The following is a 12,794-nucleotide window of genomic DNA, read 5'->3' on the forward strand; positions in this document are numbered from 1 at the left end:
AATAAAACCTGAAACAAAAAAGATATGGAAACATTAACAACATTTATTCTTTGCGGTGGAAAAAGCTCCAGAATGCAGTCTGAAAAAGGATTAGTGCTGTTTCAGGAAAAGCCATTTATAGAACATATAATTAAGGCAATTTTGCCCATTACAGAACAAATAAAACTGATTACGGCATCAAAAGAATACGATTATCTGCCGTATGAAAAAATACCCGATATTATTTCAGATAAAGGCCCGTTAGGCGGAATTTATACCGCTTTATCGCATTCTGAAACCGAATTTAATTTGATCTTAAGCTGTGATATTCCGTTGATTTCAACCGAATTGTTAACCGAATTAATTTCAAAACATACAGAAGAAGCCGGAATAACCGTTTTTGCTTCAGAAAATAAAACGCATCCCTTAATTGGAATTTATTCAAAAAAGATTGTTCCGATTATTAAAAATGCGATTGATTCAGATGAATTAAAAATGATGGATTTATTGGCAAAAGTGCCGCATCAAATTTTGAATATAGAAGAAAGTGAAAACTTTCCTTTGACAAATATTAATTCGGCCGACGAATTAAATGATCTGAATATCAATTTAAGTTAAAGATTATGCAAAACTTAAAAACACCAAAATTAACGATTGTTGGCGCAGGTCCGGGCGACGTTGAATTGATTACGATGAAAGCGATTAAAGCTTTAAAAAGTGCCGATGTAGTTTTGTATGATGCTTTGGTCAACGAAGAATTGTTAGAATATGCATCAAATGCAGAAATTATTTTTGTTGGAAAACGTTTAGGCTGTCACGCCTACACACAAGACCAAATTAACGATTTGATTGTTTCAATGGCTAAAAGTCACGGACATGTAGTGCGTTTAAAAGGCGGCGATCCATTTGTTTTTGGAAGAGGAAGCGAAGAAATCGAATTTGCAGAAGAATTCGGAATTGAAACCGCAATTGTTCCCGGAATTTCATCTGCTTTGGGCGTTCCTGCTTCGGTTGGAATTAGTTTAACACAGCGAAAAGTAGCCGAAAGTTTCTGGGTAATTACCGGAACAACTTCAGATCATAAATTGTCTAAAGATGTTCTTTTGGCTTCAAAATCGGCGGCGACGGTGGTTATTTTGATGGGAATGCATAAATTGGACGAAATAATTTCTATTTATCAGGAAAACAGAAATGACGATTTACCAATCGCTATTATTCAAAACGGAACAAAAAATTCAGAACAAAAAGTGATTGGAACTATCAATACAATCACTAAATTGGTTGCTGAAAAAAATATATCATCGCCCGCAATTATTGTGATTGGCGAAGTAGTAAGAAACACTTCAAGCTGGATTTCCTATTTTCAGGAACATTTTGAAGATGAATTCATTTTTCAGAATTTAAATTTATAAAAATGATCGAGATTAAATATTTTGGAGCCGTTGCCGAAAAGACAAAATGTGAATTCGAAAAATTATCTTTTTCCGAAGAATTGTCTCTGCAAAAACTATTGCAGGATTTAAACGAAAAATACCAATTTGAATCGCTTTCTTTCAGCGTAGCAGTAAATCAAAAAATAGTTTCAAAAGCAGCAGATTACAATTTGCAAACAAGTGATATTGTGGCTTTATTACCGCCGTTTGCCGGAGGATAAAAATTAATTTATGAGTGCATCAAACCGATATAACCGACAAATGATTCTTCCTGAAATAGGAGAGGATGGTCAGTACAAATTATCGAAAGCTAAAGTTTTGGTTATTGGTGCCGGAGGTTTGGGCTCGGCGATTCTGCCTTATTTGGCTGCAGCCGGAGTTGGCGAAATTGGGATTGTAGATGATGATGATATCGAGATTTCGAATTTACATCGCCAGGTGATTTACAAAACTTTGGCTGTTGGGAAATCCAAAGTTGAAGAAGCAAAACTGATGATTTCAGAATTGAATCCGCTTGTAAAAGTCAACGCTTTTGCGGAGAAATTATCAGGCAAAAATGCCATTTCGTTATTTGAAAATTATGATATTATTGTTGACGCAACAGATAATATTTCGATTAAATATTTAATAAATGATGCTTGTTTGGCAACCAATAAACCAATGGTTTACGGATCGATTTTCAGGTTTCAGGGACAAATTTCGGTTTTCAATTATCAAAACGGGCCAACATACAGATGTTTATATCCAGATGAAAACAATAACGCATTAAACTGTGAAGATGCCGGAGTAATTGGAATTTCGGTTGGAATTATCGGAATGCTTCAGGCAAATGAAGTCCTGAAAATGATTCTGGGAATTGGAGAAGTTTTAAGCAGTAAAATATTGGTTTATAATATTCTCAACAACGAACAACAAAAATACGATTTCGATAAAAGTGATTTTCAGTTAACAAGCAGAGAATCATTCGAAGAAAAATATAATAAATCTGAAGTTGAAGAAGTCGATTTTGAATCGATTTTGGATGAAATAAATAATGATTCCGTTTTATTTCTGGATGTTAGAAACGCGGACGAATTGCCAAAAATCAGTTTAAAAAATCAAATTCAGATTCCTTTGCTGTATCTAGAAAATGAAATTGAAAAACTGGATAAAAACCAGAAGATTTATGTTTTCTGTCAATCTGGAATTAGAAGTAAAGTCGCAGCAGAATTGCTTCAAAAGTATCAATTTAAAAATATAAAAAGTATTGCTGGCGGTGTTTTAGCAATGAAAGATATATTGAAAGAAGAAATAAAAATATAGCCACAAACTTTAAAATGTTCGTTATAGTTTGTCATTTCGACGAAGGAGAAATCTTCGTAAGTAGCTCGACAAAGATTAGCGAATTACTGTGCGGAGTTTCTTGCGAAGATTTCTCCTTCGTCGAAATGACAATACTGAGGTTAATTCTTTGCGACAGATTTTAATTAGTGGAAATTAGTGTAATTCGTGGCAAAAGAAAAAATCATTTTAATCCATAAAATCTGTGGCAAAAAAAACATAAAAAATGAGTAAAAATGTATTTGTAGAAGGGCCAATATCTCCTGAATTTATAGCCGAGTCGATTGCGAAACATCAATCGAAACATACCATTGGGGCGCACAATATTTTTTTAGGACAAGTTCGTGCTGATGTAATTCACGACAATACAGTCGTGGCGATTGATTATTCAGCTTACACTGATATGGCGAATGAAGCTTTGCACACCATTCGCGAAAAAGCTTTCGCTAAATTCGATTTAACCTGTATGCACATTTACCACAGTTTAGGCGTTGTAAAAGCAGGCGAAATTTGTTTGTTTGTGTTTGTTTCGTCAACACGTCGCAAACAAGTTTATGAAGCAACAGAAGCTATTGTAAACTGGATTAAAACGGATGTGCCGATTTTTGGTAAAGAAATGTTTGAAAACGATACATTCACCTGGAAACAAAATACCTAATAAAACAAAATGGTAGATATTACGCATAAAATAAGCACATTAAGAAAAGCAACCGCAACGGCAATTGTAAAAGTCAGCAGACAAGAAACGATTGACGCTGTGGTGAACAATTTGGTTCCGAAAGGGAATGTGCTCGAAATGGCAAAAACGGCAGGATTATTTGCGGTAAAAAACACGCATTTATCAATTCCGGATTGCCACCCGCTTCCAATTGAATTTACATCGGTTGAATATAAAATTGAAGGATTGGAGATTCAGATTATCTTCAATGTAAAAACCGTTTATAAAACCGGAGTTGAGGTTGAAGCCATGCACGGCGCATCGATTGTCGCATTGACAATGTACGATATGCTGAAACCAATTGATAAAGAAATCGAAATTTCAACCATCAAATTGATTAATAAAGAAGGCGGGAAATCTTCTTTCAAAAATAAATTTCCGTATGCGATAAAAGCAGCGGTTTTTGTTTGTTCTGATTCGATTTTTGCAGGAGATAAAGAAGATCGTTCAGGAAAAGTTATTGTAGAAAAATTAGATTCTTACGGAGTCGAAACTTCTCATTATGAAATTATTCCTGATGAATTGGATATTATTCAGGAAAAAACAAAAGCTTACGCAAAAGATAATCAGCTGGTAATTTTTACGGGCGGAACCGGATTATCTCCAAGAGATGTAACGCCGGAAGCTTTGTCGCCAATTTTAGAAAGCAGAATTCCAGGAATCGAGGAAGCAATTCGTGATTACGGACAGCAGAGAATGCCATACGCAATGCTTTCGAGAACTGTGGCCGGAACTTTGGGTAAAAGTTTAGTTTTGGCTTTGCCTGGTTCCACAAACGGAGCGAGAGAATCGATGGACGCTATTTTTCCGCATGTAATGCACGTCTTTCATATTTTAAAAGGAAAAAATCATGACAGCCTCTAACACAATTTTGACGGATGTTTTTGGGCGCAGACACAACTATCTGCGAATTTCGCTGCTGGAAAAATGCAACCTGCGTTGTACGTATTGCATGCCTGCCGACGGAATTGCGCTTTCTCCTAAAGCAAGTTTAATGACGGCTGACGAGATTTTTGGTATCGCCCAGACTTTCGCACAAAATGGTGTTGACAAAATTAGATTAACAGGCGGAGAACCGCTTTTACGAAAAGATTTTCCTGAGATAATTTCAAAATTAGCTGATTTAAATATTTCACTTTCCATAACGACAAACGGAATTTTAATCGATCGGCATATAGATGTTTTAAAACAGTTTAAAGTCAAAAAAATCAATTTGAGTTTAGATACGTTGGTTTCGTCTAAATTTCATTCTGTAACGCTCAGAAATCAGTTTGAGAAGGTTGTCGATAATCTGCATTTGCTTTTGAATCATGATTTTCAGGTAAAAGTAAATGTCGTTTTAATGAAAGGTTTTAATGATAACGAAATTGTTGATTTCGTTAAACTAACGCAGTTTCTGCCTATTTCGGTTAGGTTTATTGAGTTTATGCCTTTTGCCGGAAATGAGTGGGACAGAAGCAAAATGGTTTCGCAAAATGAGATTTTATCTTTAGTTGGAGATGCTTTTTTAGAAGATGAAATTCAAAAACTGGAAGATGAAAAAAACTTCACGGCCAGAACGTATAAAATAAAAGGTTTTCAAGGTGATTTCGGAATTATTAGTTCAATTACAAATCCGTTTTGCGACAGCTGTAACCGAATTCGTTTAACTGCCGATGGAAAAATTAAAAACTGTCTTTTTTCGAATTCAGAAACCGATCTTTTAACGCCTTTTAGAAATGGCGAATCGATTACGAATTTGATTTCTGAATCTGTTCAAAATAAAAAGAAAGTCCGCGCCGGAATGGCTACAATTGATGAAATGAATGATCCTGCGAAACATTTTGATAATCGCAGTATGATTGCGATTGGGGGGTAAAAGTCAATTGTTAATTGTAACACATTACTATAAGTCCTTCGACTTCGCTCAGGGTGACATAACAATTACGATTGTCAGGCTGAGCGAATTCGAAGCTCTTCGCACAGTATGTCCTTGCGAGGAACGAAGCAATCTCACTATTATGAGTAACGTACCTATTGCTAGTGCGGTTGCTTCGTTCCTCGCAATGACTGGAACGCATAAAAAAAGGTTCAACTTTATTAAAGTCAAACCTTTCTTAAATATTATTTTTTCTTTTTAGCTTTAGCCTTCTTTTTAGACTTCACTTTCTTTTTAGCAATTTTTTTTGCTTTCGCTTTATCCTTTGCTTTTTTCGCTTTTTCTTTTTTCTTAGCTGCAGCTTTTAATTTTGCTTTTTTAGCTTTTTCTTTCTTTTTGTCTTTTTTAGCTTTCTCTTTTTTCTTAGCTAATTTCTTTTTCGCTTTGTCCTTTTCTTTGTCCTTCACTTTCTTTACTTTTTTATCAGATTTATTTTTAGCAGTTTCTACAGTTGTAGCTGCTTCATTTGTGCTTTCTTTTTTTGCATCAGAAACAGCAGTTTCTGTAACGACTGTTTTTGCTGCCTCAGGTTTAATAGTTGGAGTCAGTACTTTTTTAGCAGTTGTTCTGCGTGCAGCCGGTTTTGGTGTAGTTACAGCTGTTTTTGAAACAGATGCTGCCGGAGCTTTTGCTGTAGCTGCTGGTTTTTTTACAGCTGTTGCAGCAGGTTTTGCAGTTGTTGATGCTGGTTTAGCCGTTGTCGCAGTTTTAACTGGAGCAGCTTTACGAACAGGTGCTTTTGCTGGTGTTTTTTCTTCAGCTTTTACACTTTCTGCTGCGGGCTGAATATTTTCAGTTGTAGGTGAATCGATTTTCTCAGGGGTTACTTCTTCGTTCTTGTTTTCCATATAAATGTGCTTTTAAATGAGGATTATTAATAACAATGTGATCAAATTGTTAATTTATGGTTAAGTAAAGATAACTATAAAACAAGTCTCCCAATGTTAAGTTTTTTGGTGAGATTTTAATTTAACTATTTGAAAGTAAATTGTTTGACTTTTTTAGAAAAATTAAAAACTAAAATTTCTTAACAATTCTACATGAAAAAATAGAGGAAATTGCTGTATAAATGTTGATATTGTTAAAAAGATAGAGGTAAAATTGAATTGTGAATGTAAGATGTAAAATGTATTTACTTGTTGTTTCTTTTGAAAACGAGTTTCCTAGCCCTGATGGGAGCGGCATCCTTTTATGGTCTCGTCATTACGAGATAAAAGATATAGCGGAAAGCAGGAATAAGCTCCAATTATTCTGATAAATATTAATTCTCGGTAATTTACTTCGTCAGTTCGCTATCGCTCGTGTCCAGAATTTTAAAATTGTTTTTTGGAGCTTCGCATAAGGAACAGCAATAATCTTCGCCTAAATCTGTAAATAAAATACCTTTTGGAATACCTTGGCTTTCGTCTCCGTATTCAGGTTTATAAAGTGTTAAGCATTCCTGACATTGATAAATATCTTGCTGTGGTTTTTCTTTTTTCTGCGTTTTTTCGGTGGATTCTGTTGTTGCATTTCCGAGTTCATTAAAATATTTCCGACTTAATTCAATTAAAATCGTTGGCAGTTCGAGTTTGTCAATGTCTTGCGAATGTACAATGTATTCGCGTGTATTTGGATCGAAATTCTTGGCAAACAATACATTATAGGTATCTCGAATTTTAATGGATTCTAAAGCAGCTGGAAGTTCGTTTTTTTCAATTACGATAGAAGTAAAATAATGACCATCACGATTGTATTCGGAAATTCCGAAATTCAATCCGTAAGTACTGATATCAAATTGATCGAGCGTACGAACCAAAAATGTTTTCAGGTTCAATGCCCATTCCATTGCAACGGGTAAATGCCAGTTGAGTTCTAACAGCGAATGGCGAACGTTGATTCCACGTTTGCCTAAGAATTTTTCCCATTCTAGTTTTCGATCTTTTGGAATTCCTTTTATGATAAAAGATTTCCAGGGCGTGATACAGATTTTCCCAATTTTACAGTCGAAACACAAATCGCACATTTCTTTTAGGAAATCGAGATCGTATAAATTATTTCGCCAATACAATCCTAGCCAATATTGATCGATTCCCATTCTGTTCATTCCTTCGTAATAAGGAAACGGATAAAACGGAATATTTAAAGGTTTGTCGATTGTTCTGTTATTTGTATCTAAAGCTTCGCTTACGAGATTAAAAATCAAATCGATTCCTATAGATTCTTCGGCAGTAATTTTTTCGATTTCGTAATAAAATTTGGCAATATCCCAGCTGTAAATCAAAACGGGATAAACTTCCATGCGTTCCCATTTTGGTAAACGAATATATAAGTACCAATAATCTTCGTGTTCTGAAGCAATGAAGTTTAAATGTCCGGTAAACAACGGAACCAATTGCTGTTTTGGATCGTTTATATTGACTTTAAGTTTGGGCTGTTCTTTAAAAAGTTCCAATATATAAAGGAATTTATTTCCGGTAAGCCAATTTGTATTTCTGAAAATATCTGTCGAAACATAAGACGAAACAATATTATTACCGCTTTTTTGATCAGGATAAACAAAATGATGTTTTCCTAAAGCTGTTTTGTCCAAAGATTTAAAGCCTTTAGGAAAAATAATGTCTTGTCTCGACCCAAATGAAATAGAATCGAGTCCTTGATCTGCAGCCATATTAACGACTTCTCTCAACTCTCCTGGCGAAATAACGCCTCCTTTTACTATTAATCTTGTTAACTCCATTTGTTTTTTGTTTCAGGTTTTCTTTGTTTCAGGTTTCAGGTTGCTTTACTTTGGGGATAAATTTTACCGCAAAGTTCACAAAGGTTTTTTGTAAAGTTTCGCAAAGCTTTTTTACTTTATCTTTAGTAAGTTGCCAAAGTTCACAAAGCATTAAGTAAAGATTTAGCGCATAGCTTTGTGAACTTTTTTCTTTAGAAAATAATCTTAAGCAGAGAATATAAATCTTTGCGAAACTTTACAAAAAACCTTTGCGAACTTTGCGGTTAGATCTGCACAATCTAACAAAATCAACTAAACTTTACACTTTGCCAATATCTCTTTTACTTCTGTTTTACAACTTCCGCAGCCTAAACCGGCGCCTGTGTTTTTGCATAAATCGGTGAAATTGTTTACACCGCTTTTTATTGTTTCTTCGATATTTCCGGCTCCAACCTGACTGCAGGAACAAACTAATTTTCCTAAAACAGGTTTTGCGCTTGAGCTTCCTCTTAATAATAAATTTCGTTTGTCTGATAATTCGATTTTGCTTTCGATCATCGTTTTGAATTCGGCAAATTCGTTTTTATCGCCCATTAAAATCGCGCCCACAAGCAAATCGTCTTTTACGATACATTTTTTATAATAACGTTTTTTTAAATCGGCAAAAACAATTTCTTCGAATGAATCGTCGTTTTCCGGAATTTCAATATCACCAATACTGCAAAGATTTAAATCTTCGAGTTTTAAAATATTCATTAAAACCGAACCTTTATAATAACTGCTGATATCGCCGGCTAAAAAGTTAGCCAGAATATCGGCCTGTTCTTCGGCAGCAGAAGTGATTCCAAATAATTTATTATTGAATTCGGCGATTTCTCCAATCGCAAAAACATCAGGATTTGAAGTTTGTAAATACTGATTTACTTTCACGCCGCGTCCGCAGGAAAGACCGCTCTCTCTTGCAATTTCTATATTTGGAATAGTTCCGATGGTATAAACGATGGCATTTGCGGTAATGATCCTGCCGCTTTTCAGTGCGATTTCAATTTCGTTTGGATTATCGGTTTCAAAAACGGTGCTGACTTCATTATCAAAATAAATCTGAATATCACGAAGCTGAACTTCTTCTGCCAATAATTTACTAGAAATTAAATCGAGCTGACGTTCCATTAAACGAGAAGCTCTTTGAATTATGGTTGTTTTTACTTTTTTATGTTTTAAAGCGGCGGCCAATTCTAATCCTAATAATCCACCGCCAATAATCACAACATGCTGTTCTTCGGGCGGAAGATTAGTGCTGTCAAGATGTTTTTTTAAACGATCTGCATCTTCTTTGCGTCTTACGGTAAATCGACCCGGAAGATGAAGCTGTGCGTTTTCCGGAATAAACGGACGGCTTCCCGTTGCCAGAATTAAAGAATCGAAAGTATGAGTTTCGCCTAAACTGTCTTTTATAATTTTATTGGCTGTGTCTATTTTATCAATCGCAACTCCGGCTTTCATGGTAATGTTGAGCTTGTTTAAAGCTTCGCCGTCTTTTACTTTTAAAAGCTGTTCCCAAGTGAATTCTCCCGTCATATATTCCGGAAGTAAAACACGATTGTAAAATGGATTTATTTCATTCGAAAAAACAATAATTTCATCGGTTGTATTGAATTCACGGTAGTTTTGAATAAACCTGAAAGAAGCCGCTCCAGCGCCTACAATTGCAATTTTTTGAAATGGTTTTACATATTTTGTAATTGAAACGGTAGTGAATTTAAAATCGGGTTCTTTTGAAACCGGATCGACAACGGTATTGGTTAAATTGTTGGTTCGGTTTAAATCATTTTCGAGTTGTTTTCCCCAATGCATGGGCAGGAAAACTACTTTTTCTTTGATCGAATCGGTTACTTTTGCTTTTACACGAACTTCGCCATTTTTACTTGTAACGGTAACGATATCACCATTTTTAATTTCATTTTTAAAAGCATCAATTGGGTTTATTTCTAAAACCGGACTCGGAATATGAGTCAACAATCTTGATACTTTTCCGGTTTTTGTCATGGTATGCCATTGATCGCGAATTCTTCCTGTTGTTAAAATAAACGGAAATTCTGCATTTGGCTGTACCGATGTATTTTCTATTGAAACCGGAAGGTTGAAAATTGCTTTTTGTGACGGCGTATAGAATTTTTTATCAGTAAATAGTCGGGGAGTTCCCGGATGTCCGTAATCTGGAACGGGCCATTGAAAAGTGCCTTCGGTTTTTAATCGATGATAATTTAAAAATGAAATATCGATGTTTGTGCCTTTGGTAAGCGCACAATGTTCTTTGTAGATTTCTTCGGCACTATTAAAATTGAATCCGTGAAAATTCATTTTTTTAGCAAAACGAATTAGAATTTCAATATCCGGAAGTGCTTCTCCGGGCGCATTTATTCCTTTTGAAAGATAAGAAATACGACGCTCTGAGTTGGTCATCGTTCCTTCTTTTTCTAACCACCCGGCGGCAGGTAGAAGTAAATCGGCAAATTTTGCGGTATCGGCATTATGTGAAATATCCTGAACGACAACGAATTTAGCATTTTGAAGCGCTTTTTCAATTCTTCTGGAATCTGGTAAACTCACTAGCGGATTGGTACAAATAATCCAAACGGCTTTCATTTTTCCAGATTCTAAAGCGTCGAACATTTCTGTTGCTGTCAATCCCGGTTTATCTGAAAGTTCGTCAACGCCCCAAAAATCTGCAACTTCCTTCCGATGTTCTGGATTTGCGATATCTTTATGTGCGGCCAAAAGTGTTGCCATTCCTCCAACTTCGCGTCCGCCCATGGCATTAGGCTGCCCCGTTAAAGAAAAAGGTCCTGAACCCGGTTTTCCAACTTGTCCTGTTAATAAAGATAAATTAAGTAAAGCGGTGTTTTTGTCAACGCCAACAGCACTTTGGTTTAAACCCATTGCCCAAAACGAAAGGAAACCTTTTGCTTTTCCGATTGTGTCTGCGGCGAGTTTAATGTCGTTTACCGGAATTCCGCAAAGTTTGGAAGCTTTTTCTAAAGAAGTTCCTAAAACTAAATCTTTATATTGTTTGAAATTTTCTGCGTGATTTTTAACGAAATCATGATCTACATAACCTTTTTCGATAATGCGTTTCGCAATAGCATGATATAAAATAATGTCTGAACCGGGAATAATCTGTAAATGGATATCGGCAAAAGCGGCGGTATCTGTTCGCCTCGGATCGATCACGATTATTTTTGTTTTCGGATTTTTCTCTTTGTGTTTTTCAATTCTTCTGAATAAAATAGGATGACACCAAGCGGGATTTGCGCCGGTAATTAAAAGTGTATCGGCGAGTTCTATGTCATCATAAGAAATTGGAACAGAATCTTCTCCAAAAGTCTTTTTATAACCTACAACGGCAGAACTCATGCAAAGTCGGGAATTGGTATCGATATTATTGGTTTTCAAAAAACCTTTCACGAGTTTGTTTACGAGATAATATTCTTCTGTCAAACATTGTCCCGAAATATAAAACCCAACGCTGTCTGGTCCGTGTTTTTTTATGATAGAAGAAAAAACAGCGGCAGCGCGATCAAGCGCCGTATCCCAACTTACACGTTCCAGCGGGTAGGATTTACTGCCGCGCATTTCGGGATATAAAATTCTGTCTGAAGTATCGTTGACTACGTAATGCAGATTCATTCCTTTAGAACATAACATTCCTTTATTAACCGGATGATCTTTGTCGCCTTCTACCATTACGCCGTTTTTGGCATCGTTGGTTACGATTATGCCGCAGCCAACGCCACAATACGAACAGGTAGTTTTGATTTTGGTATTTTGCATTACAGTTCTTTTTTAGATACTATTTCTTGAATCTGCAGGGATTTAGATAAATCACTTACACAAAAATAAGTATTTTTACGTATAAATACGTATTTTTTAAATTTATTTTTCTATTTTTGATCAAATCAAATGAGTAACAACAAATTAGTTTTTAATCCGATAAAAATTTGGACTCATGAAAGAAGAACAAACCGCTTGTTATTCTTGTACCAATGAAAATTGTTTTATCAAGAAACACCTGCATTTAGAGCAAATGAGCCAGTTTGTTTCTAAAAAGCAGAATATTGTCTGCAAAAAATCGGATCAATTTATTACCGAAGGCGCGCCGTTGCAAGGACTTTACTTTATTTGTAAGGGAAAAGCAAAAACAGTAAAAACCGGAATAAACGGACGAGAACAAATCGTACGTCTCACAAAAAACGGAGACACAATAGGCTTTCGCGGATTTGGAACGGGTAAAAAATACTTAATTGGTGCTTATGCGCTGGAAGATACCGTTTTATGTAATTTCAGTAATGAAACTATGCTTGATATTTTAAAACAAGTTCCTGAATTTACATATGCTTTAATGTTGTTTTATGCGGAAGAATTAAACAAAAGCGAGAACAATATTCGTAAAATTGCGCACATGAATGTTCGCGAACGCGTGATTGATTTATTGCTTTATATTCATCGTAAGTTTGGACAAATCAATGGTTTGATCGATATTGATCTTTCCCGAAAAGAAATTGCCGATTTTGCAGGAACTACAGAAGAACAAGCGATACGCGTTATTTCGAGTTTGAAAAAAGAAGAGTTGATAAAAACAGTTGGAAAACGAATTGGGATTTTGGAAGTTTCAGAATTGAGATCTGAAATTATGGAGCATAAATATTTCTAATTTATTTACGTATTAGT

At 35.4% G+C, this 12,794-nt stretch carries 11 protein-coding genes; 8 read left to right on the forward strand and 3 right to left on the reverse strand.

Annotated features, from left to right (window positions below; genetic code table 11):
* Positions 1-24: 24 nt before the first annotated feature.
* From APR43_RS15040 to moaA, 7 genes are all read left to right on the forward strand, one after another.
* Positions 25-597: a molybdenum cofactor guanylyltransferase gene (locus tag APR43_RS15040; RefSeq protein WP_053470282.1), complete on the forward strand. Its 573-nt coding sequence runs from the start codon at positions 25-27 to the stop codon at positions 595-597.
* 5 nt (positions 598-602) lie between these two features.
* Positions 603-1,391, forward strand: coding sequence for a uroporphyrinogen-III C-methyltransferase (gene cobA, locus APR43_RS15045; protein WP_053470281.1), 789 nt, complete (start codon positions 603-605; stop codon positions 1,389-1,391).
* Between the two features lie 2 nt (positions 1,392-1,393).
* A complete protein-coding gene (locus APR43_RS15050; protein ID WP_053470280.1) occupies positions 1,394-1,633 on the forward strand; it encodes a MoaD/ThiS family protein in 240 nt (79 codons plus the stop codon).
* A gap of 10 nt (positions 1,634-1,643) precedes the next feature.
* A complete protein-coding gene (gene moeB, locus APR43_RS15055) occupies positions 1,644-2,714 on the forward strand; it encodes a HesA/MoeB/ThiF family protein (RefSeq protein ID WP_053470279.1) in 1,071 nt (356 codons plus the stop codon).
* 244 nt (positions 2,715-2,958) lie between these two features.
* Entirely contained in the window at positions 2,959-3,390 is a 432-nt protein-coding gene (locus tag APR43_RS15060; RefSeq protein WP_053470278.1) for a molybdenum cofactor biosynthesis protein MoaE, read from the forward strand.
* Positions 3,391-3,399: 9 nt separating this feature from the next.
* Positions 3,400-4,314: a bifunctional molybdenum cofactor biosynthesis protein MoaC/MoaB gene (gene moaCB, locus APR43_RS15065; RefSeq protein ID WP_053470277.1), complete on the forward strand. Its 915-nt coding sequence runs from the start codon at positions 3,400-3,402 to the stop codon at positions 4,312-4,314.
* Entirely contained in the window at positions 4,301-5,308 is a 1,008-nt protein-coding gene (gene moaA, locus APR43_RS15070) for a GTP 3',8-cyclase MoaA (RefSeq protein ID WP_053470276.1), read from the forward strand. The genes moaCB and moaA overlap by 14 nt, the downstream gene beginning before the upstream one ends.
* A 245-nt stretch (positions 5,309-5,553) precedes the next feature.
* On the opposite strand, the gene APR43_RS15080 is transcribed toward moaA, so the two are convergent.
* From APR43_RS15080 to APR43_RS15090, 3 genes are all read right to left on the reverse strand, one after another.
* Positions 5,554-6,216 (reverse strand): hypothetical protein, encoded by a 663-nt coding sequence (locus APR43_RS15080; protein ID WP_053470274.1) that lies wholly within the window; start codon positions 6,214-6,216, stop codon positions 5,554-5,556.
* 428 nt (positions 6,217-6,644) lie between these two features.
* Positions 6,645-8,087 (reverse strand): rubredoxin, encoded by a 1,443-nt coding sequence (locus tag APR43_RS15085; protein WP_053470273.1) that lies wholly within the window; start codon positions 8,085-8,087, stop codon positions 6,645-6,647.
* Positions 8,088-8,378: 291 nt separating this feature from the next.
* Positions 8,379-11,897, reverse strand: coding sequence for a nitrate reductase (locus APR43_RS15090; RefSeq protein ID WP_053470272.1), 3,519 nt, complete (start codon positions 11,895-11,897; stop codon positions 8,379-8,381).
* 175 nt (positions 11,898-12,072) lie between these two features.
* On the opposite strand from APR43_RS15090, the gene APR43_RS15095 reads away from it, so the two are divergent.
* Positions 12,073-12,777 (forward strand): Crp/Fnr family transcriptional regulator, encoded by a 705-nt coding sequence (locus tag APR43_RS15095; protein WP_053470271.1) that lies wholly within the window; start codon positions 12,073-12,075, stop codon positions 12,775-12,777.
* Positions 12,778-12,794 lie beyond the last annotated feature (17 nt).

This window comes from Flavobacterium sp. NLM (assembly GCF_002210235.1).
Taxonomy (GTDB): Bacteria; Bacteroidota; Bacteroidia; order Flavobacteriales; family Flavobacteriaceae; genus Flavobacterium; species Flavobacterium panici.